Genomic DNA, 21,620 nt, shown 5'->3' with positions numbered 1-21,620 from the left:
CTTCCGATCTAACCGCTGTACCTGGCCGGTGATCACCCGGCTCAGGGTCACTTCTTCTTGGCCGGGGCCTTCTTGGCCGCGGGCTTCGCCGCGGCCGAGGTGGTGGCCTTCGCCGCCGGGGTGGCGGTCTTGGCCGCCGCCGGGGTGGCCGCCTTGGCCGCCGCCGGGGCGGTGGCGGTCTTGGCCGCCGCCGCCGTCGTCGTGGCCTTGGCCGTGCTCGCCTTGGCCGTGGTCGCCTTCTTGGCGGCCGGGGCCTTGGCCGTGGTGGCCTTGGCCGCGGGCGCCTTCGTGGCGGTGGCCTTGGCCGGTGCGGCCGCCTTGGTCGCGGTGCTCTTCGCAGGCGCGGCCTTGGTGGCGGTGGCGGCGGGCTTCGCAGCCGCGGCGGTCCGGCGGGTTGCCGGGGCCTTCGTCGCGGCGGCGGCGGCGCGAGCGGTGGTGGTTGCGGTGGTGGAGCTGCTGCGCGTCGAGCGCGACGAGGTGCTGCGGGTGGCCGGGGCCTTCGTGGCCGGGGCCTTCGTCGCCGCGGTGGCGGCCGCCGCGGGCTTGGCGGCAGCGGGCTTCGCGGCCGTCACGCGGGGCAGCTTCTTCGTGCCGCTGATGACGTCCTTGAACGTCGAACCCGCGCGGAACGCGGGAACGTTGGTCTTCTTGACCTTCACGGTCTCACCGGTGCGCGGGTTGCGAGCGGTGCGGGCCGCGCGGGCACGCTTCTCGAAGACACCGAAGCCGGTGATGTTGACCTTCTCGCCCTTGTGGACGCTGCGGACGATCACGTCGACGATGCCGTCAACGGCAGCAGCGGCGTTCTTCTTGTCGCCAAGGCGCTCGGCGAGCGCCTCGATGAGCTGGGCCTTGTTCACCTTCAGTCCCTCCCAGGACGCTCACGGCCCTTAGCTCGGGCCGACTGATTGCCCACGGTAAGCCCATATGCAAGGAAATACCAATCGCCACGCCAGATTTTCCGTTGTGGCGTGGGCGATTACGACCCTTCGAGGGACACCCCGGGAGGCCCCGGAGGAAACGAAGGGGCCGGATTTCCGCTGCTAGAGGCTGAAATCCGGCCCTTCGCACTACCTGGAGGGCAGCGGATCGGTGGTGGGCAGCCACGCCGCCCTTCGCTGCTCGAACTCCGTCACCTCATCGGCGTGGCGCAGGGTCAGGGCGATGTCGTCCAATCCCTCCAGCAGCCGCCAGCGGGTGTACTCGTCGATGCCGAAGGGGGCGGTGAAGTCCTTCGCAGCAACCGTGTTCTTCGTCAGGTCGACCGTCACCGGGGTGCCGGGATCGTTCTCGAGCACCTTCCAGAGCAATTCGACATCGGACTGCTCCAGCTGCGCCGCCACGAGGCCCTGCTTGCCCGCGTTCCCCCGGAAGATGTCGGCGAACCGGGAGGAGATGACCACCCGGAAGCCGTAGTCCATGAGCGCCCAGACGGCGTGCTCGCGGGACGAGCCGGTGCCGAAGTCGGGCCCGGCGACGAGCACGCTGCCCGCCTTGAAGGGCTCCTGGTTGAGCACGAAGTGCTCGTCGGCGCGCCAGGCGGCGAACAGGCCGTCCTCGAAGCCGGAGCGGGTGACCCGCTTGAGGTAGACGGCCGGGATGATCTGGTCGGTGTCCACGTTGGACCTGCGCAGCGGAACGCCGACCCCGGTGTGCGTGGTGAACGCTTCCATGGTTGTAGAACTCCCTCAGACCAGGTCGGCGGGCGACGACAGGGTGCCCCGCACGGCGGTGGCGGCGGCCACGAGCGGCGAGACGAGGTGGGTGCGACCGCCCTTGCCCTGCCTGCCCTCGAAGTTGCGGTTGGAGGTGGACGCGCTGCGCTCACCCGGCTTGAGCTGGTCCGGGTTCATGCCCAGGCACATCGAGCAGCCGGCCTGGCGCCACTCGGCGCCCGCCGCCAGGAAGACCTCGTGCAGCCCCTCGGACTCCGCCTGCGCGCGCACGCGCATGGAGCCGGGCACGACGAGCATCCGGACGCCGTCGGCGACCTTGTGGCCCTTGAGCACGTCCGCGGCGGCCCTCAGGTCCTCGATGCGGCCGTTCGTGCAGGAGCCGAGGAACACGGTGTCGACGTGGATGTCGCGCAGCGGGGTACCCGCCTCCAGCCCCATGTAGGCCAGCGCCTTCTCGGCGGCGACCCGCTCGTGCTCGTCGGTGATCGCTTCGGGGTCCGGCACGCGGTCGGACAGCGGCAGACCCTGGCCGGGGTTGGTGCCCCAGGTGACGAACGGCGTCAGCTCGGCGGCGTCGAGGCGCACCTCGGCGTCGAACTCGGCGTCGTCCTCGCTGCGCAGCGTCTTCCAGTACGCCACGGCCTCGTCCCAGCGCTCGCCGGTCGGCGCGTGCGGGCGGCCCCGCAGGTAGTCGAACGTGGTCTGGTCCGGCGCGATCATGCCCGCGCGGGCGCCGGCCTCGATCGACATGTTGCAGACGGTCATGCGGGCTTCCATCGACAGCGCCTCGATCGCGCTGCCCCGGTACTCCACGACGTAGCCCTGGCCGCCGCCGGTGCCGATCCTCGCGATCACCGCGAGGATGACGTCCTTGGCCGTGACACCGGGCTTGAGCTGCCCGTCGATGGTGATGGCCATGGTCTTGAACGGTTTCAGCGGCAGCGTCTGGGTGGCCATCACGTGCTCGACCTCGGACGTGCCGATGCCGAACGCCAGCGCGCCGAACGCGCCGTGCGTGGAGGTGTGGCTGTCACCGCACACGACGGTCATCCCGGGCTGCGTGAGGCCGAGCTGCGGGCCCACGACGTGCACGATGCCCTGTTCGTAGTCGCCCATCGGGTGCAGGCGGACGCCGAACTCCGCGCAGTTCTTGCGCATCGTCTCGACCTGCGTGCGCGACACCGGGTCCGCGATCGGGAGGTCGATGTCCACGGTGGGGACGTTGTGGTCCTCGGTGCCGATCGTGAGGTCGGGCCGGCGCAGCCTGCGCCCCGCGAGGCGCAGGCCGTCGAACGCCTGCGGGCTGGTCACTTCGTGCAGCAGGTGGAGGTCGATGTAGAGCAGGTCCGGCTCGGCGCCACTCCCGTGGCGCACGACGTGTGCTTCCCACACCTTCTCCGCGAGCGTGCGGCTCATCGCAACTCTCCCAAGATCTGGACAGTCGATAGATCTGGACTTCCCAGACAGTGGGAAGTTAGTATCGGCTTGTGGGACAGCATAGCGGGATCGGCGTGTTGGACAAGGCAGTGGCTGTCTTGAACGCAGTCGCGAAGGATCCGTGTGGGCTCGCCGAGTTGTGCAACCGGACGGGCCTGCCGAGGGCGACCGCGCACCGGTTGGCGGTCGGCCTGGAGGTGCACCGGTTGCTGCGGCGGGGTTCCGACGGCCGCTGGCGGCCCGGCGCGGCGCTGGCGGAGCTGGCGGGCGGCGCGACCGACCCGTTGCTCGACGCGGCGTCGTCGGTGCTGCCGCGACTGCGTGACATCACGGGTGAAAGCGTCCAGTTGTACCGGCGGGACGGGATGCAGCGGATCTGCGTCTCCTCCGCGGAACCGCAGAGCGGTTTGCGCGACACCGTTCCGGTCGGCGCGCGTTTGCCGATGACCGCCGGATCGGGCGCGAAGGTATTGGCCGCGTGGTCCGACCCGGGCACCCAGCGGGCCGTTCTCGCGGACGCCGTATACGGCGAACGCACTTTGTTGGAAGTGCGCCGGCGCGGCTGGGCACAAAGCGTGGCGGAACGGGAACCGGGCGTCGCGAGCGTTTCCGCGCCGGTGCGCGACAGTTCCGGCGCGGTGGTCGCCGCGGTATCCGTTTCGGGCCCCATCGACCGCATGGGCCGCCGTCCGGGTGCCCGCTGGGCCGCGGACCTCCTGGCCGCCGCGGAAGCCCTCCAGTCACGCCTCTAGAGCCCTGGAACGCCCTCCAGTGCCCTGAAACGCGAGGCCCCCGCCCTGGGCGACCACGGCGGGGGTGCGGAGGACGGTCAACCCGCAGGGGGTGCGGGGGGCGAAGCCCGCCTGCACGGGGTCCGGGGGTCGCACCCCCGGTGTAAATGCGAAATGTCCCTGTTCTGCAGTGCAGAACAGGGACATCCCGGATATGTAGCCCCGAAGGGATTCGAACCCTCGCTACCGCCTTGAGAGGGCGGCGTCCTAGGCCGCTAGACGACGGGGCCCTGGGAACTTCCGTTGTATTCAGTTTAGCAGATCCGGTGTTTCCCACCAAATCGGGGGTCTCGCTCTGTTGCTCCGGTAGTCTAGCAGGTCTTTCTTCTACCGTTGCAGCTGGGGTACCAGGACTCGAACCTAGACTAACTGAACCAGAATCAGTCGTGCTGCCAATTACACCATACCCCATTGGTTTCCCGGCCAGCTTACCCGTCCTCCCGGGATCTTGTCCTCGGGGTTTCGGGGGCTCTCCGTTCCGCCGGGAGGAATACTAGACCACGAGCCCGGCGGAACGGAAATCGGGGGTCACGCCGAGGCGGCCGACAGCTCGCAGACGAGGAGTTCGGGCAGCTCAGCGAGGCTGGAGATGGCCGAGATGCCGGCCGGCAGCCCGCCCTCGCGGGGGCCCTGCCGGTTGAGCCAGACGCCCCGCATCCCGGCGTCGCGCGCACCGATGGCGTCGGCGTGCAGCCGGTCGCCGACGTGCACGGTGTCGTGCAGCTCGACGCCGAGGTCGGCGCACGCGGTGTCGAAGATCACCCGGTCGGGTTTGGCCGCGCCGACCTCGCCCGCGATGAGGACGGTGTCGAAGTACTGGGTCAACCCGAGGGTGGCGATCTTCACCCGTTGGTGGCGACCCGAGGCGTTGCTCACGGCGGCGACGGGCAGACCGGTGGCCCGCAGCCACTCCAGGCACGGCACGACGTCGGGGAACAGCCGCCAGCCCGCCGCGAGGACCTCCTGGCGGCGCAGCTCCCGCCGCGTCGCCTCCTCCTGGTCCAGCTCCTCGCCGAGGGCCGCGAAGAAGGCGCGCGTGCGGATGTTGCGCATGCTCTCGTACTGCAGCTCGCCGGCGAGGAGGCGGGCGCAGTGCTCGTCGGTGATGCGCTGCCACAGCGGCCAGGCGTCGGCGTTGCCGACCATCGCGGCCAGGGCGGCCCGGGACGAGGTGCTGTAGTCGACGAGGGTGTCGTCGACGTCGAGGCACACTGCCCGGATCTCGCCGGTTCTCCGAGGGGTGAAGGTCGGGGCTGCGGTTGTCACCCCGTGAGGCTAGGTGCGGTCACCCCTCGTCCGACTCGACCAGAGAGGTGATATCTGGCGATGCTTGCACGATCAAGCACCGCGCAACCGCCCGATGGCACCAGTCAGATTGCCCCGAGCGCGCGCCGCAATCGCCCGATCGAGCGACTTTGGCCCAGCAGTTCCATGCTTTCGTAGAGCGGAGGCGAGACGGTACGGCCCGTCACGGCGACCCGCACCGGTGCATATGCCTTGCGCGGCTTGAGACCCAGGGAGTCCACAAGGGACACCTTCAGCGCCTCCTCGATCGCGGCGGTCGTCCACTCCGGCAGCGGCTCCAGGGCCGCGATCGCCGCCTCCAGCACGGGGCGCGCGTCCTGGCCGAGCGCCTTCGCGGCGGAGTCCTCCTCGGGCGTGAAGTCCTCCTCCGCCACGAACAGGAACCTGACCATTCCGGACGCTTCGGACAGCACGACCAGGCGCTCCTGCACGAGCGGCGCGACGCCGGCGAGCACGGCGAGCTGCTCCGGCGTCGGCTCGGCCGGCAGCACGCCGTCCTTGACGAGGTACGGCAGGGCCCGGTCGACGAACTCGCCGACGGGCAGCGCGCGCAGGTGCGTGGCGTTGATCGCCTCGGCCTTCTTCAGGTCGAAGCGGGCCGGGTTGGCGCTGACCTTGGCCAGCTCGAACGCCGCGACCATCTCGTCCATGGAGAAGATGTCGCGGTCGTCGGCGATGGACCAGCCGAGCAGCGCGAGGTAGTTCAGCAGGCCCTCGGGCACGAAGCCGCGGTCGCGGTAGAGGAACAGGTTCGACTGCGGGTCGCGCTTGGACAGCTTCTTGTTGCCCTCGCCCGTGACGTAGGGCAGGTGGCCGAAGAGCGGGGTGAACGTGGTCACGCCGATCCGGGTCAGCGCCTCGTACAGGGCGATCTGGCGCGGGGTGGACGGCAGCAGGTCCTCGCCGCGCAGCACGTGGGTGATGCCCATGACCGCGTCGTCGACGGGGTTCACGAACGGGTACAGCGGGTCGCCGTTGGCGCGCACCATGACCGGGTCGGGCGTGCTGCCCGCCTTGAACGTGACCTCGCCGCGGATCAGGTCGTCGAACGTGATGTCGCGGTCGGGCATCCGCAGGCGCAGCACCGGGGTGCGCCCCTCGGCGCGGTACGCGGCCTTCTGCTCGTCGGTCAGGTCGCGGTCGTAGCCGTCGTAGCCGAGCTTGGGGTCCTGGCCGGCGGCCCGGCGGCGGGCCTCGACCTCCTCGGGCGTGGAGAACGACTCGTACAGCTCGCCCGCGTCGAACAGGCGCTTGGCCACGTCGTCGTACAGGTCGCGCCGCTGGGACTGCCGGTACGGCGCGTGCGGGCCGCCGACCTCGGGACCCTCGTCCCAGTCGATGCCCAGCCAGCGCATGGCCTCCAGCAGGGAGAGGTACGACTCCTCGGAGTCGCGGGCCGCGTCGGTGTCCTCGATCCGGAACACCACGGTGCCGCCCACGTGGCGGGCGTACGCCCAGTTGAACAGGGCGGTGCGGATGAGCCCCACGTGGGGCGTGCCGGTCGGCGACGGGCAGAAGCGGACGCGGACCTCTGGGGATGCTGCTGATGCGCTCATGACCCGATCAGCCTATCCGGCTTGACCACGGCGTTTCACGGGAGCATGCTCAAGTTATTCAACTGGTGTTGAAAACTGGACGGAGCAGGTCATGGAGAGGACAGGCGTCGTGGTCGTCGGCGGCGGACCGGCGGGCGTGGTGTGCGCGCTGCTGCTGGCCCGGGCGGGCGTGGAGGTGACCGTGCTGGAGAAGCACGACGACTTCCTGCGCGACTTCCGCGGCGACACGGTGCACCCGTCGACGCTGGCGCTGCTGGACGAGCTGGGGCTCGGGCCGTCGTTCGCCGAGGTGCCGCACCGGCTGGTGCGGCAGGTGCGGGTGCTGCTCGACAGCGGCCCGGTGACGATGGGCGACATGTCGCGGCTCCCCGGGCCGCACAAGCACATCGCGATGGTCCCGCAGTGGGACCTCCTCGACCTGCTGGCGGACGCGGGCCGGCGCGAGAGGACCTTCTCGCTGCGGATGGGCACGGAGGCGGTCGGCCTCCTCCGGGAGGGCGGCCGGTTCACCGGCGTCCGCTACCGCACCGCGGCCGGCGCGACCGGCGAGCTGGCGGCCGACCTGGTGGTCGCCGCCGACGGCAGGCGCTCGCTGCTGCGCGACGAGGCGGGGCTGCCGGTGCGCGCGTTCGGCTCGCCGATGGACGTGTGGTGGTTCCGCCTGCCGCGCAGGCCCGACGACCCGGACGGCGCCACCGGCAGGTTCAGCGCGGGCAGCGGCCTGGTGCTGATCGACCGGGGCGACTACTTCCAGGCCGCCTTCCTGATCCGCAAGGGCACCGACCGGGCGCTGCGCGAGGAGGGCGTCGAGGCGTTCCGGGCGCGGGTGGCGGCCCTGGTGCCGTGGCTGGGCGACCGGGTCGACGAGGTCGCGTCGATGGACGACGTGAAGCTGCTCGACGTGCGGATCGACCGGTTGCGGCGCTGGCACGCCGACGGCCTGCTGTGCATCGGCGACGCGGCGCACGCCATGTCGCCGATCGGCGGGGTCGGCATCAACCTGGCCGTGCAGGACGCGGTGGCCGCCGCGCGGATCGTGGCCGCGCCGCTGCGGCGGGGCGAGCTGACGCCGAAGGTGCTGGCGGGGGTGCGCCGCCGCCGGTGGCTGCCGACCGCGGCGGTCCAGGCGGCCCAGCGGCGCGTGCAGGACTCGTTCCTCGCGCCGACGCTGGCGGGCACCTCCGGCGCGGCCGGGGGCCGGGTGCCCCTGCCCGTGCGGCTGGTGCGGCGGTTCCCCGCCCTCCAGGTGGTGCCCGCCTACCTCATCGGGATCGGGCTGCTGCCCGAGCACGCGCCGGTCTTCGCCCGCCGCGCGCCGGAGCGGGTCGAGCGGACCTGACCGGTCAGCGCTCGGAGACGGTGTTGGTCAGCGTGCCCAGGCCCTCGACGGTCACCGAGACGCTCTGCCCGGCGGTCAGCGGGCCGACGCCGGCGGGGGTGCCGGTGAGGATCACGTCGAGCGGGCGCAGCGTCATCACCGACGAGATGTACTCGATCAGCTCGGGGATGCCGTGGAGCAGCAGCGAGGTCCGCGAGTCCTGCTTCACCACGCCGTCCACCTCGGTGCGGATCGCGACGTCGGACGGGTCGAACTCGGTCTCCACCCACGGGCCGAGCGGGCAGAACGTGTCGAAGCCCTTGGCGCGCGTCCACTGCCCGTCGATCTTCTGCAGGTCCCGCGCGGTGACGTCGTTGGCGATCGTGTAGCCGAGGACGGACTGCGCCGCGCGGGACGCGGGGATGTCCCGGCCGCCGACGCCGACCACCACGGCCAGCTCGCCCTCGAAGTCGACCCGCTCGGACACGGCGGGCAGCTTGATCTCGGCGTTCGGGCCGACGACCGCGGTGTTCGGCTTGAGGAACATGAGCGGTTCGGCGGGCACCTCGTTGCCCAGCTCGACCGCGTGCTCGGCGTAGTTGCGGCCGATGGCGACGATCTTGGGCGGCAGGAACGGCGCCAGCAGGCGGACGTCGGCCAGCGGCCACGAGCGGCCGGTGAACGTCGGGTTCGCGAAGGGGTCGTCGGCGATCTCGACCGCGGTCAGGTCGTCGCCCTCGCCGCGGATCTCGGCGAAGGCCAGGCCGTCGGGCTGGGCGATACGGGCAATGCGCACGCTGTTCACCCTAACCGGCGGCTGAACAGCGCACCGTGCGTGCCTAACGTCGGGGGGATGCGAACCCTGCTGATCGCCCTCGTCCTGTTGCTGGGGACGGCCGCCCCCGCCGCCGCCGTCCCCGTCCTCGCCGCCCCGGTGCCCGCCGCCCCGGTCTCCGCCGCCCCGGTGCCCCTCGAAGCGGGCACCCCGCTCACCACCGCCGCCGGCGCGCGGTGCACCAACGGCTTCAACGTCCGCGGCCACCTGCTCGTCCAGCCCTCCTGCGGGCCGGTCGGCACGGTGGTCCGCGGCCCCGGCGGCGGCGTCGTCGGGTCGATCACCGCCGTCCGGCCGACGTACGCGGTGGTCACGATCACCGACGCCGCCGCCTGGGTGCAGCGGCCCACCGTCGCCGGGCGGCCCGGCGTCGTCACCGGCTCGGTCGAGACCCCCGTGGGCGGGTCGGTGTGCCGGGTCGGCGGCGCCACCGGGCTGCGCTGCGGCACCGTGCAGGCCAGGAACGTCACCGTCTTCCTGCCCGCGGGCACCATCACCGGCGTGACGCGGACGAACCTCTGCCCGGAGCCCGGCGACCACTGGGCCCCGGTGATCAGCGGCTCGAACGCGCAGGGCCACGTGATCGGCGGCTCCGGCGGCTGCTCCTCCGGCGGCACGACCTTCTTCTACCCGGTCAACCGCGTCCTGGCGGCCGAGGGCTTCACGCTGGTGACGGGCTGACCCGCATGGCCTTGTGCGCCAGCGCGTCGCACAGGGCCAGCCAGCTCGCCTCGACGATGTTGCCGTGCACGCCCACGGTGGTCCACTCGCGCTCGCCGTCGGTGGACTCCACCAGCACGCGGGTGACGGCGTCGGTGCCGTGCTGGTCGGTGAGGATGCGGACCTTGTAGTCGTTCAGCTCCACGGCGTCCAACCAGGACAGGTGGGGCAGCAGCGCCTTCCGCAGCGCCGCGTCGAGCGCGTGCACCGGCCCGTTGCCCTCGGCGGTGGCGATGACCCTCTCCCCCGCCACGTGCACCTTGACGGTCGCCTCCGACACGATCTCGCCGCCCTGGTGGTGGTCGAGCACCACCCGGTAGGACTCCAGCCGGAACGGCGGCGCGTCCAGTTCGGACAGCTCGTCGCGCATGAGCAGCTCCAGGGAGGCGTCGGCGGCCTCGAACGACCAGCCGCCCGCCTCCAGCTCCTTCACCCTGCGCACGGCGTTCGTCAGCGCCTCGGGGCGGCGGGCCAGGTCGATCCCGAACTCGCGTCCCTTGAGTTCGAGGCTCGCCCGGCCCGCCATCTCCGTGACCAGCACCCGCATGTCGTTGCCGACGGTCCCCGGCTCGATGTGGTTGTACAGCTCCGGGTCGACCTTGATCGCGCTCGCGTGCAGCCCCGCCTTGTGGGCGAAGGCCGACGACCCGACGTAGGCCTGGTGGGAGTCGGGTGCGATGTTCGCGATCTCGGCGAGGGCGTGCGAGACGCGGGTCAGCTCGGCCAGCGACTCGTGCGGCAGCACCTGGAGGCCGAGCTTGGTCACGAGGTTCCCCACCACGGCGAACAGGTCGGCGTTGCCCGCCCGCTCGCCGTAGCCGTTCGCGGTGCACTGGACGTGGGTCGCCCCCGCCTGCACCGCCGCCAGGGTGTTCGCCACCGCGCACGACGTGTCGTCCTGGCAGTGGATGCCGACCCGGAAGCCCGTGCGGGCGACCACGTCGGCGACGGTCTCGGCCAGCCCGAGGGGGAGCTGCCCGCCGTTGGTGTCGCACAGCACGACGACGTCCGCGCCGCCCTCCACCGCGGACTCCAGCACGCGCAGCGAGGTGTCCGGGTCGAACGCGAAGCCGTCGAAGAAGTGCTCGGCGTCGAGGAACACGCGGCGGCCCTCGCCGACGAGGAAGCGCACGGTGTCGCGCACCATCGCGCAGTTCTCCGCGACGTCGGTGCGCAGGGCCTTCTCGATGTGCCTGCGGTCGGACTTGGCGACCAGCGTCACGACCGGCGCGTGGCTGTCCAGCAGCGCCTTGACCTGCGCGTCCTCCTCGACCCGCACGCCCGCCTTGCGGGTGGAGCCGAACGCGACGAGCTGCGCGTGCTTGAGCGTCAGGTCCCCCGCCGCGGCGCGGGCGAAGAACTCGGTGTCCTTCGGCAGCGCCCCCGGCCAGCCGCCCTCGATGAACCCAACGCCCAGCGAGTCGAGCAGCCGCGCCACGGCCAGCTTGTCGGTGACCGAGTACGTGATGCCCTCGCGCTGGGCACCGTCGCGCAGGGTCGTGTCGTAGACGTGGAACGAGTCGCCGAGGGGGGCCACGGGAGGTCTCCTAGAGATCTGGGAAACGAGATCCGGAAAACAAAAAGACCCCCCGCGGGATGCGAGAGGTCTGCGCGTCGGGTGCTCGGTGGGAGCACTACCCGACGCGCTGGGCGATAATGATCACGGCGTGGAGAGCCACGTCGGGAATGGTGCCACACCCCGTCCGCGCTGACCAAGCCACGGACGGGTTGTCCCACATGGTGGGGCTAGTGACCGGCGAGGAACTCGGCGAACGCCTCGATGGCGGCGGGGTTGCGGGGCGATTCCACGAGAGCGGCGTAGGGCAGCACGAAGAACTTCCCGTTCCGGACCGCCGAGACGTCCTTCAGCGGCGCGTAGGACTCCAGGAACGCCCGCTTCTCCTCCGGGGTGTTCGCGTCGCCGTCGGCGTAGTCGTTGATCAGGATGACGTCGGGGTCGCGCGCCACGACGGCCTCCCAGCCGACCGTCGTCCAGCTGTCGTCGAGGTCGCCGAAGACGTTGTCGCCGCCGGCCTTGCCGATGACGTCCTGCGGCGCGGCGTTGCGGCCGGCGGTGAACGGCTGGTCGAGGCCGCTGTCGTAGAGGAACACCTTCGGGCGGTCGCCGGTGACGAGCCCCTCGGCGGCGGCCACCTGCTCCCGGTACCCCTCGACCAGCTCTCGCGCCCGGTCCTCCACGCCGAAGATGCGGCCCAGGTTCTCCAGGTCGGTGTAGAGGGCTTCGAGCGGCGGCATGATGCCGCGCTGCTTGCCCGTGCCGTTCCGGCACGCCTCGGTGAGCTGGTAGGTGGCGATGCCGAGGTCCGCCAGGGCGTCGGGGGTGAAGCCGGTGCTCTCGGAGAACCCGTAGTTCCAGCCCGCGAACACCAGGTCGGCGCCCGCGCCCTGGACGACCTCCTTGTTCACCTCGTCACCCAGGTGCGGCACGCGCTCGAAGTCGGCCTTCCACGGCGAGGACGCGACGTCGCCCGCCTTCGCGGCGGTGGGGATCGTGTAGCCGGCCATGCGGTCGGCCAGGCCCAGGGCGAACATCAGCTCGGTGATGCCGGTGTCGTTGGTGACGACCCGGGTCGGGGAGCCGTAGGAGACCTGCCGCCCGCAGTTCACCACGGTGGTGGTGGCCTGCGCGGCGGGTTCCACGACCTGTGCGCCGCACGCCGTCGTGAGCAGGGCGGTGGCGAGCGCGAGGACTCGTCGCATCACGGGGTGACCTCCCGGTCGAACAGCAGTTGGGGCACCCCGCTGGTGGGGTGCGGGACGACGTGGGCGCGGACGCGGAAGACCTCCGCGAGCAGGTCCGGGGTGAGCACCTCGGCGGGCGTGCCGCTGCGCACCACCCGGCCTTCGGCGAGCACGTGCAGGCGGTCGCAGTGCGCGGCGGCCAGGTTCAGGTCGTGCAGCACCGCGAGGACCGTGACGCCGAGGCCGCGGACCAGGCCGAGCACGGCGAGCTGGTGGCTGATGTCGAGGTGGTTGGTGGGCTCGTCGAGGACGAGCACCTCGGGCCGCTGGGCGAGGGCGCGGGCGATGAGGACGCGTTGCCGCTCGCCGCCGGAGAGGGTGAGGAAGCTGCGGTGCGCGAGGTGCGCGGCGTCCACCCGGGACAGCGCGTCGGCGGCGACCCGCGCGTCCTCCTCCCGGCCGGTGCGGTGCGGGAGGCGGCCCATCGCGACCACCTCGGCGGCGGTGAAGTCGAACTCGACGTGGCTGTCCTGGGTGAGCGCGGCCAGCCGGCGCGCCGTGTCGGCGACCCGCTGCCCGGCGATGTCGCGGCCGTCGAGGAGCACCGCGCCGCCGGACGGCGCCAGCGCCCGGTAGACGCACCGCAGGGCGGTGGACTTGCCGCTGCCGTTGGGGCCGACGATCCCGTGCACCTCGCCCCCGCCGACGCGCACGTCGACGCCGCGCAGGATGCCGTCGATGACGAGGGAGTCCAGTTCGAGGTCCATCAGCGGCCCCCGAACACGTAGCCGCGGCGGCGCATGAGGAACACGAAGCACGGCACGCCGAGCGCGGCCGTGATGACGCCCAGCGGCAGCTCCTCGGGCGCGGCGAGCAGGCGTGCGGCGACGTCCACCCAGATCAGGAACACCGCGCCCGCCAGGGGCGCGACGGCGAGCACGCGGCGGTGGTCCGCGCCCACGACCAGCCGCACCAGGTGCGGCAGCATCAGCCCGACGAACCCGACCGCGCCGCTGACCGCCACCAGCACGCCCGTCATGGCGGCGGTGACCACGAACAGGCCGCGGCGGGCCCTCGTCACGTCGACGCCGAGCGTCGTGGCCGTCTCGTCGCCCATCGACAGGGCGTTGAGGTGCTTCGCGCGGGCCGTGAGGTGGGCCGTGCCGGCCAGGACCACCGCGGCGGCGACCGGCAGGGACGCCCACGTGACGCCGCCCAGGCTGCCCAGCAGCCAGAACATCGCCGACCGGGCCGCCTCGCCGCGCGGGGCGCGGAACACCAGCAGCATGGCGAGGGCGCTGAACCCGTAGGCCATGGCCGTGCCGGTGAGGACCAGCCGCAGCGGGGTCAGGCCGCCTTGACGTGCGATCAGGTAGACCACGGCCATCGCGACCAGCGCGGCGAGGAACGCGGCGGTGGACAGGGCGTAGACGCCCAGGGACGCGAACAGGCCCGTGGTGGCGACCGCCGTGGCGCCGACGCTCGCGCCGGAGGAGATGCCCAGCACGTACGGGTCGGCGAGCGCGTTGCGGACCATCGCCTGGATCGCCACGCCGACCGCCGTCAGGCCCGCGCCGACGACCGCGGCGAGCAGGACGCGCGGCAGGCGGATGTCCCAGACGATGCGGTAGGCCCCGACGTCGGCGCCCTCGACGACCCCGCCGGTGAGCCCGGCGCGCAGCAGGCGGACGACGTCGCCGAACGGGACGCGCACCGGTCCCAGCGCGACGCCGGCCACCACCGACAGGACCAGCAGGAAGCCCAGGACCAGGCACAACGCGGTGGTGGAGCGCACGCGGCGCGGTACGGGGTCGATCGCGGTCACCGGGCGCCTTCCGGGCGGGTGGCCTCGACCCGGTTGAGCGCAGCCCGCGGTGGACCGGCGCACCCGTCCCGCAGACCACGGCAGGAGTGGAGCTTCTTCCCACCGCCCGCGGGTGATCGGGCTCGCCCCTCGCGGGGCTTACCGTTGCGGGTCAGCGCCGGACTCTCACCGGACTTCCCCCGAGGGCAGCGCCCCCGACCCTACGGCAGCCCCCACCCCCGCAGCGCCCCACCCGCAGTAACCCTGCTCACCACCCCCACCCGCGAGAGTCCAACCCCCAGGTCCCGAGAGTCCAACCTCCAGGACCCGTGAGTTCTTCGTTCGGGCCGACCGGTCGGTATGCGGAACGGAGAACTCACGGGTCCTGAGCGTTGGACTCTCGGGCCTTGAGCGTTGGACTCTCGAGGTCTGAGTGTTGGACTCTCGGGGACGGGAAGGGCCACCGCGCGCTGGTCGCGGTGGCCCTCGTCGCGTGCGGTCGTGCTAGGCGCCGGTCCTCACGTTCGAGGAGACCAGCGCGGCCAGGCGGTCGCCCACCGCGTAGGTGGCGCCCGGCGACGCGTGGTCGCGGGTGGCCAGGTCGAACGCCACCGACGCCTCGATCCGGCGCGCCGCCTCCGACTCGCCCAGGTGGTCGAGCATCAGGGCCACCGACAGGACCGCCGCCGTCGGGTCGGCGATGCCCTGGCCCGCGATGTCCGGCGCGCTGCCGTGCACCGGCTCGAACATGCTCGGGTTGCGCCGCGTCACGTCGAGGTTGCCGGACGCCGCCAGCCCGATGCCGCCGGTCACGGCCGCCGCCAGGTCCGTCAGGATGTCGCCGAACAGGTTGTCGGTGACGATCACGTCGTACCGGCCCGGGTCGGTGACCAGGTGGATCGTCGCGGCGTCCACGTGCTGGTACGCGACCGTCACGTCGGGGTGCTGCAGCGACACCTCCTCCACGACCCGCGACCACAGCGAACCCGCGTGCGTGAGCACGTTGGTCTTGTGCACCAGCGTGAGGTGCTTGCGCGGCCGGTTCGCGGCGCGGGCGAACGCGTCGCGCACCACCCGCTCCACGCCGAACGAGGTGTTGATCGACACCTCGGTGGCGATCTCGTGCGGCGTGTCCTTGCGCAACAGGCCGCCGTTGCCCGCGTACAGGCCCTCGGTGCCCTCCCGCACGACCACCATGTCGATCTCCGGCGGGTCGGCGATCGGGCTGCGCACACCGGGGTAGAGCCGCGCCGGGCGCAGGTTCACGTGGTGGTCGAGCTCGAACCGGAGCCGGAGCAGCAGGCCGCGTTCCAGGATCCCGCTGGGCACCGAGGGGTCGCCCACGGCTCCGAGCAGGATCGCGTCGTGCTGGCGGAGCTCGCCCAGCACGGACTCCGGCAGCAACTCACCTGTGGCGTGCCAGCGCGCCGCGCCGAGGTCGTAGCGGGTGATCTCAGCCGCTGGAACGACCTCACCGAGCACCTTCAGGGCCTCGGCGACGACCTCGGGCCCGATCCCGTCTCCTGGGATCACTGCGAGCCGCATCCACACACCTCCCAGGTATCAGTCCCATTTAGCGGGACTAGTTTCCTTTGCGAAAGGCTACCGGTCCCCAGGGGTGAAACCGCACTCGGAACACCCCTCCGTGGCCGAGTCTCCCGGACTGCGGGACACCCGAACGGTTCAGTGCGTCCGAATGGCGGTCACCCGATGCGCTTAAACGGCTCTGGCCGGCCGGGGCAACCCCGACCGGCCAGAGCGGCGTACGGCGATCAGTCCGCGGAGCGGTTGTTCGCCTTGCCCTTCACCTTCACCACGGACGCCCGGTCACCCGTGGCGTTGTGGTGGTGCAGGACCAGCAGGCTGTCCGCGGCGTCGGTCGCGAGCGACGCGGCGTCGCGGTTGACCACCAGCGCGGTGCCCGGGCGGGCGGAGTAGGACAGCGCGGCGTCGCCGCCGCCCTGCGCCCACAGGCCCGGCTTGAGCGGGTCGAACGACAGCTGGCCCGGGGTCGAGTCGATCAGGCCGTTCGTGCTGCCCGGCGCGAGGTAGAAGCCGGACGTGCCGGCCTGGTACCTGATCCGCGAGGTGTCCGCCGAGGCGTCGATGCCGATCGCCGACAGCAGCACCGGCAGGACCACGACGTTCGTGTCGAACACGTTCGTGTCCACGTCGCCGAACTGGCCGTTGACGCCCTGGATGTCGACCGCGACGCCGGTGGCGAGGTCCACCGTGGTCGCGACCAGCAGGTCGGTGTCGGTCAGCTTGGTCGCGTAGACCTCGTAGTCGAACACGCCGTCGCCGTTGGTGTCGATGTCGACGAACGGCACGGTGTTGCTGCCCAGGTTGTACCAGTTGCCCCAGGTCGCGATGCCGAACGCGAGCAGCGCCTCCTCCGGCGCGCCCTGCGCCTTGGCCAGCGGCGCGGTGGACGCGGCGCCGACGTAGCGCAGGTCACCGCCCTTGGCCGTGTCGTTCAGGGTGCAGTTGGTGGTGACGTTGCGGCGGCACTCCGGCAGCTTCGGCGAGGTGGCCTGGAGCTCCAGGACGCTCACCAGCGACTGGTAGGCGCCCTGGTTGAGGCCCTTGCCGGTCAGGTTGAGCACGGCCTGGCCGCTGTTGTTCGCCTTGACGCTGCCCGGCACGTCGATGTCCGCGACCGGCTTCGGGGCGGAGTACACCGGCACGCGCAGCGGCACGGTCGTGCCCGACTTCGGCGAGAACACGACCCGGCCCGACGCGTCGGCCAGGAACTGGCGCGGCACGTCCAGCTGGAGCGGCTCGACGGTCGGGTCGACCGTCTTGCGCAGCGCCTTCGGGTCGTCGATCCTCAGCGTGACCTTGACCCGGGCGACGCCGCGCGGCGACACCCGGACGGTGTTCGCCGACAGCTCGTAGCGCACGCCGGGGATCTGGGTCAGGGCCTCGTAGCCGACGGTGTAGTCGACCCACTTGGTGGACTTGTTGACCACCTTGATCGTCTTGGTCAGCGACACCGGCTTGGCGACCTCGACCACGCCGAACGACGCGGACACGGTGCCCGGGTCGTCCTGCACGTAGGCCAGCACCTGGTTCTCGACCGCGGCCTTGCCGTCGATGCGGCCGGAGCCGACGCGGTTCGGGGCGTAGGTCTTGCCGTCCTGCGACTTCACGTCGGCCGAGGCGCTGTTCATGACCGCGGCCTTGACCTCCTCGGGCGTCCAGTCCGGGTGGACCTGGCGCACCAGCGCGGCGATGCCGGTGGTGTGCGGGGCCGCCATCGAGGTGCCCGAGATGACGAGCGTCTTGTCGCCCGAGCCGACCAGCGCCGAGGCGATGGTGTCACCGGGGGCCGCCACGTCCGGCTTCACGGCCGGGCCGCGCACGCCGCGCGAGGTGAACGAGCTGGGGGTGTCGGTGATCGCCTGGTCGAACGTCGGCAGCACGGTGCGCAGGTCGCCCGCGAGGCGGACGGTCAGCGTGCCGGCGGCCAGGGCCGGGCGCAGCGCCGCGGTGGCGGAGCCGGTGAACTGGAGGACCGGGACGGCGGCGTTGCCCGCGATGCCCGCGTTGAAGTGCTCCAGCTGCGAGGTGAACACCGCGCCGATGGCGCCCGCGGCGGTCACGTTGTTCGTGCGGCCACCGGAGCCGCAACGGCGCGTCGCGTCGTTGTCGTCCCACTCCAGCCACGCGATCCTGCCCGCGACGGCGGCCTTGTCGGCGGCCGACAGCGGGAGGCAGCCGTCCTTGTTGGCCGGGTCGGACAGCGGCACCACGACACCCGTGACGCTCTTGCCCTCGTAGTTGTAGTTCTGGCTGTACTGGCCGGGCTTCCGCCCCGCCACCGCGGCCGGGGCGGTCACCTCGGCCGCGTCGCGCAGCACGTACGAGTCGCGCGTGCTGGCCACGGTCAGCGCCTCGGGGGTGCTGCCCGGCGAGCCGCCGATGTCGTACAGGTCGCCGCCGTTGCCCGCGGAGAACACGGTCAGCACGCCGGAGGCGTTGAGCTTGCGCACGAACAGGCTGTCGGGGTCGTCCGGGGCGCCGTAGTCGGAGCCCAGGGACAGGTTGACCACGTCGAGGTGGTCGGAGAAGTCGCCGTCGCCGTCGGGGTCGAGCGACCAGTCGAGCGCCTGCGCGGTGACGTTGGTCGAGCCCTCGCAGCCGAACACCTTCAGCGCGTACAGCAGGGCCTTCGGCGCGGTGCCGGGGCCGATGCGCATCGCGTCGAGCGCCTCGGGGGTGAGCTTGGTGTAGTCACCGGTGAAGGTGGAGCCGTCGGCGTTGACGCCGAAGCCCGCCGCGGTGCCCGCCACGTGCGAGCCGTGGCTGTTGCAGTCGATCGGGTTCGGGTCCGGCTTCGGGGTGTTGAGCGCCGGGTCGTCGCTGGCGCCGTCGTAGGCGTTGCCGACGAAGTCGTAGCCGCCGACGACCTTGGCGGTCGGGAAGTACGACGCGTCGACCTTCGTCTCGTCGATCGCCTGGAACGCCTCGATGGTGCCCGGGCCGCCGAAGTCGGCGTGGGTGTAGTCGATGCCCGTGTCGATGATGCCGACGCGGGTGTCGTCACCGAGCTTGCCGTACTGCTGCCACGCCTTGAGCGTGTTGGTCAGCTGCACGGCGGTGGAGTTCTGGCGGGACTTGGGCACCACGGTGCGCACGGACTTCACGTCCGCGCGCTGCGCCAGCTCGCGCACCTTGGCGGCGTCGGCGGTGACCACCACGCCCGGGACGCCGTTGGTGGTGCGGTACAGCTCCTTGGTGGCGGAGTCCTTGCCCCTCAGGTCGGTGACCACGCGGTCGACGACCTTGCCGGTGTCGTTCCTGGTCGCCTTGGCGGCGTCCTTGGCCTGCTGCTTGCTCGCGCCCTGGCTGGTCTTCTCCGCGTAGGTGTCGACGGCCGGCTTGGCCTCCAGCTCGACGAACGCGGTGACCTTGCCCTGGGCGGCGGTGAGCCGCTTCGAGACCTTCAACTGCAACTTGCCGGCGTCCAGCCCGCGCGCGGCGGCGACGGACGGTGCCGGCGGATCTTCGGCGGCCAGTGCCGTACCCGCCGTGGACGCCGCGAGGAGGATCGCGGCGAACACCGGTACGGCTGATCTGGCGACAACGCGAGATCGGCTCACAACGTGCCCCAACCGAGGTCGTGTTCGACCGGGCGGGCAGCGTCGCGACGACTGTGGGGGGACTGCGTGCCCGCGTGGTGCCGTGCCCTCTACGGCACCGGGTCAACCTCGTGGGCAGCAACCTAACCGCTCGAAAGAGCCGAACAATTAGTCCGAACGAGTGACAACACCAACAGTTTTAACGACTAACGGTCAAATGTGACACCGCCGAGACCTGCGACGATATACACCAACAGGTCTCGGCGGCACTAGTCCGATTCAGCTATGGGTGCCCTCGGCGGGCGACCCCGTTCAGTCGAAGTTGACCGCGCGGGCGGTGCGGGCGCCCACGGACGCGCCGATCGGGGCCAGCACGGCGGTGTCCACCGGGCGGTCGACGCGCAGCAGCATGAACGCGTCCTGCCCGTCCTTGGTCTGGCTGATCTGCGCCGCCTCGACGTTCACGCCCGCCTCGCCCAGCAGGGTGCCGACGGTGCCCATCACGCCCGGCCGGTCCGGGTACTCCAGCAGCAGCACGTTGCCCTCGGCGCGCAGGTCGAAGCCGCGGCCGTTGATGCCGACCAGCTTCTGCACCTGGTCCAGGCCCGACAGCGTGCCCGACGCGGTGATGACCGCGCCGTCCGCCTGCACCGCGCGCACCGTGACCAGGCTGCGGTGCGCGGCGCTCTCCGGCTCCTTCACCAGGTCGACCGAGACGCCGAGCGAGTTGGCCAGCGCCGGGGCGTTGACGAAGGTGACCTGCTCCTCGACCACGCTGGAGAACACGCCGCGCAGCGCGGCCAGCGGCAGCACCGCGACGTCCTCGTTGGACAGCTCGCCGCGCACCTCGACGGTGACCGAGGTCGGGGCCTTCGCGCTCAGCGCGGCGACCACCGTGCCCAGCTTCTGCACCAGCGGCAGGTACGGGCGGACCTCCTCGCCGACCACGCCGCCGCCCTGCACGTTCACCGCGTCCGGCACGAAGTCGCCCGCCAGCGCCAGCAGCACCGACTTGGCCACGTCCGTGCCCGCGCGGTCCTGCGCCTCGGACGTGGACGCGCCCAGGTGCGGCGTGACGACCACGTTGGGGACGCCGAACAGCGGGTTGTCGGTGGTGGGCTCGCTGGAGAACACGTCCACGCCCGCGCCGCCGACCTGGCCCTCGCGGACCGCCTCGGCCAGCGCCTCCTCGTCGATGAGCCCGCCGCGCGCGGCGTTGACGATGATGACGCCGCGCTTGGCCTTGGCCAGCTGCTCGGCGCCGATCAGGCCCTTGGTCTCCGGGGTCTTCGGCAGGTGGATCGAGATGAAGTCGGAGCGCTCCAGCAGCTCCTCCAGCGACACCAGCTCGATGCCGAGCTGCGCGGCGCGGGCGGCGCTCACGTACGGGTCGTAGGCGATCAGCGTGGTGCCGAAGGCGGCGATGCGGGCCGCGAACAGCTGGCCGATCTTGCCGAGGCCGACGACGCCCACGGTCTTGCCGTTGACCTCGACGCCGTTGAACTTGCTGCGCTTCCACTCGTGGTCCTGGAGCGTGGCGTGCGCGGCGGGGATCTGGCGGGCGGTGGCGAGCAGCAGCGCGACGGCGTGCTCGGCGGCGCTGACGATGTTGGAGGTCGGCGCGTTCACCACCATGACGCCGCGCTCGGTGGCGGCGGGCACCTCGACGTTGTCCAGGCCCACGCCGGCGCGGGCGACGACCTTCAGCTTCGTGGTGGCCTTGAGGACCTCGGCGTCCACCTTGGTCGCGGAGCGGACCAGGAGGGCGTCGGCGTCGGCCACGGCCGCCAGCAGGGCGGGGCGGTCGGTGCCGTCGACGTGGCGCACCTCGATGTCTTCGCCGAAGACGTCGAGAACGGACGGTGCGAGCTTCTCGGCGATGAGGACAACGGGCTTGGTCACGGACGTCGCTCCCAGTGGTTCTGTTCGTGTGGGGAGCGCGGGGCCGTCGTGCAGGTAGTCACCCGCGCCGGCCGGCCACGGCAATGTGTCCGGTTTGTTAACGAGCTTAGTCGGCGACCGTTCACCGATTCACACCCGGGTACCGCGTTTCACCTGCTGGGACCCGGTACGCACGTCCTGCTTGGCGCCCGGCGGGGTCACCAGGGTTCGTCGAACTCGCCGTCCTTGACGCCGAGGATGAACGCCTCCCACTCGGCCGGCGTGAAGACCAGCACCGGACCCTCGGGGTGGGCGGAGTTGCGCATGGCCGTGTAGGTGATGCCGTCGGTGTGCTCGACGAACGCGATCTCGACGTGCTCCTCCTCGTCCTCGGCCCCCTCGTCGCTGCGGACCCACTCCGCGGCGGTGAGGTCGAGGTTGCCGCGGACGTGGGCCTTGTCGTCGTATATCGGCGCGCTGTCGGTCATGGGACCTAGGTATACCGGAGCC

The 21,620-nt window shown here is 71.7% G+C and carries 16 protein-coding genes, 2 tRNA genes, 1 pseudogene and 1 riboswitch; of the genes and pseudogenes, 3 read left to right on the top strand and 16 right to left on the bottom strand.

Going from position 1 to position 21,620, the window contains the following annotated elements; genetic code table 11:
* Positions 1-47 precede the first annotated feature (47 nt).
* The 3 genes from ACR807_RS14675 to leuC form a co-directional block, all read right to left on the bottom strand.
* On the bottom strand, positions 48-860 hold the full coding sequence (locus ACR807_RS14675) for an HU family DNA-binding protein (RefSeq protein WP_438921852.1): 813 nt from the start codon (positions 858-860) through the stop codon (positions 48-50).
* Positions 861-1,070: 210 nt separating this feature from the next.
* Positions 1,071-1,673 carry a 3-isopropylmalate dehydratase small subunit gene (gene leuD, locus ACR807_RS14670; RefSeq protein WP_438921851.1) on the bottom strand — a complete coding sequence of 201 codons (603 nt, stop codon included), beginning with the start codon at positions 1,671-1,673 and terminating at the stop codon, positions 1,071-1,073.
* 15 nt (positions 1,674-1,688) lie between these two features.
* Positions 1,689-3,092 (bottom strand): 3-isopropylmalate dehydratase large subunit, encoded by a 1,404-nt coding sequence (leuC, locus tag ACR807_RS14665; RefSeq protein WP_438921850.1) that lies wholly within the window; start codon positions 3,090-3,092, stop codon positions 1,689-1,691.
* A gap of 71 nt (positions 3,093-3,163) precedes the next feature.
* On the opposite strand from leuC, the gene ACR807_RS14660 reads away from it, so the two are divergent.
* Positions 3,164-3,865 (top strand): IclR family transcriptional regulator, encoded by a 702-nt coding sequence (locus ACR807_RS14660; protein ID WP_438921849.1) that lies wholly within the window; start codon positions 3,164-3,166, stop codon positions 3,863-3,865.
* A gap of 196 nt (positions 3,866-4,061) precedes the next feature.
* On the opposite strand, the gene ACR807_RS14655 is transcribed toward ACR807_RS14660, so the two are convergent.
* The 4 genes from ACR807_RS14655 to gltX form a co-directional block, all read right to left on the bottom strand.
* Positions 4,062-4,134: transfer RNA gene (locus ACR807_RS14655), tRNA-Glu, on the bottom strand.
* Between the two features lie 109 nt (positions 4,135-4,243).
* A tRNA-Gln gene (locus tag ACR807_RS14650) sits at positions 4,244-4,315 on the bottom strand.
* Positions 4,316-4,432: 117 nt separating this feature from the next.
* A complete protein-coding gene (locus ACR807_RS14645; RefSeq protein WP_438921848.1) occupies positions 4,433-5,170 on the bottom strand; it encodes an HAD family hydrolase in 738 nt (245 codons plus the stop codon).
* A 104-nt stretch (positions 5,171-5,274) separates the two neighbouring features.
* Positions 5,275-6,765 carry a glutamate--tRNA ligase gene (gene gltX, locus ACR807_RS14640; protein WP_438921847.1) on the bottom strand — a complete coding sequence of 497 codons (1,491 nt, stop codon included), beginning with the start codon at positions 6,763-6,765 and terminating at the stop codon, positions 5,275-5,277.
* Positions 6,766-6,838: 73 nt separating this feature from the next.
* Here gltX and ACR807_RS14635 point away from each other — a divergent pair.
* Positions 6,839-8,104 (top strand): annotated as a pseudogene (locus ACR807_RS14635) (FAD-dependent oxidoreductase); the annotation flags it as partial.
* Between the two features lie 4 nt (positions 8,105-8,108).
* On the opposite strand, the gene ACR807_RS14630 reads toward ACR807_RS14635, so the two are convergent.
* Positions 8,109-8,879 carry a fumarylacetoacetate hydrolase family protein gene (locus tag ACR807_RS14630; protein WP_438921846.1) on the bottom strand — a complete coding sequence of 257 codons (771 nt, stop codon included), beginning with the start codon at positions 8,877-8,879 and terminating at the stop codon, positions 8,109-8,111.
* A gap of 57 nt (positions 8,880-8,936) precedes the next feature.
* Between ACR807_RS14630 and ACR807_RS14625 the strand changes: the two genes are divergently transcribed.
* Entirely contained in the window at positions 8,937-9,599 is a 663-nt protein-coding gene (locus ACR807_RS14625; protein WP_438921845.1) for a S1 family peptidase, read from the top strand.
* Here the strand turns inward: ACR807_RS14625 and cimA are convergent.
* From cimA to ACR807_RS14585, 8 genes are all read right to left on the bottom strand, one after another.
* Positions 9,580-11,175, bottom strand: coding sequence for a citramalate synthase (gene cimA, locus ACR807_RS14620; RefSeq protein ID WP_438921844.1), 1,596 nt, complete (start codon positions 11,173-11,175; stop codon positions 9,580-9,582). The genes ACR807_RS14625 and cimA overlap by 20 nt on opposite strands.
* Positions 11,176-11,384: 209 nt before the next feature.
* The gene (locus tag ACR807_RS14615) at positions 11,385-12,359 is read right to left on the bottom strand and encodes an ABC transporter substrate-binding protein (RefSeq protein WP_438921843.1); all 975 of its coding nucleotides are present in this window, start codon (positions 12,357-12,359) and stop codon (positions 11,385-11,387) included.
* The gene (locus tag ACR807_RS14610; protein ID WP_438921842.1) at positions 12,359-13,108 is read right to left on the bottom strand and encodes an ABC transporter ATP-binding protein; all 750 of its coding nucleotides are present in this window, start codon (positions 13,106-13,108) and stop codon (positions 12,359-12,361) included. The genes ACR807_RS14615 and ACR807_RS14610 overlap by 1 nt, the downstream gene beginning before the upstream one ends.
* Positions 13,108-14,166: a FecCD family ABC transporter permease gene (locus tag ACR807_RS14605; protein ID WP_438921841.1), complete on the bottom strand. Its 1,059-nt coding sequence runs from the start codon at positions 14,164-14,166 to the stop codon at positions 13,108-13,110. The genes ACR807_RS14610 and ACR807_RS14605 overlap by 1 nt, the downstream gene beginning before the upstream one ends.
* 110 nt (positions 14,167-14,276) lie before the next feature.
* Positions 14,277-14,346, bottom strand: a riboswitch (cobalamin riboswitch).
* A 303-nt stretch (positions 14,347-14,649) separates the two neighbouring features.
* A complete protein-coding gene (locus ACR807_RS14600; RefSeq protein ID WP_438921840.1) occupies positions 14,650-15,690 on the bottom strand; it encodes a 3-isopropylmalate dehydrogenase in 1,041 nt (346 codons plus the stop codon).
* A gap of 227 nt (positions 15,691-15,917) precedes the next feature.
* The gene (locus ACR807_RS14595; protein ID WP_438921839.1) at positions 15,918-19,250 is read right to left on the bottom strand and encodes a S8 family peptidase; all 3,333 of its coding nucleotides are present in this window, start codon (positions 19,248-19,250) and stop codon (positions 15,918-15,920) included.
* 291 nt (positions 19,251-19,541) lie between these two features.
* Positions 19,542-21,131 carry a phosphoglycerate dehydrogenase gene (serA, locus tag ACR807_RS14590; RefSeq protein WP_438921838.1) on the bottom strand — a complete coding sequence of 530 codons (1,590 nt, stop codon included), beginning with the start codon at positions 21,129-21,131 and terminating at the stop codon, positions 19,542-19,544.
* Positions 21,132-21,328: 197 nt separating this feature from the next.
* Positions 21,329-21,598 (bottom strand): DUF397 domain-containing protein, encoded by a 270-nt coding sequence (locus ACR807_RS14585; protein WP_438921837.1) that lies wholly within the window; start codon positions 21,596-21,598, stop codon positions 21,329-21,331.
* Positions 21,599-21,620 lie beyond the last annotated feature (22 nt).

Origin of the sequence: Saccharothrix sabaoui, assembly GCF_051756985.1 — a bacterium.
Taxonomy (GTDB): domain Bacteria; phylum Actinomycetota; class Actinomycetes; order Mycobacteriales; family Pseudonocardiaceae; genus Actinosynnema.
This window is presented reverse-complemented; position numbering and strand designations above follow the sequence as displayed.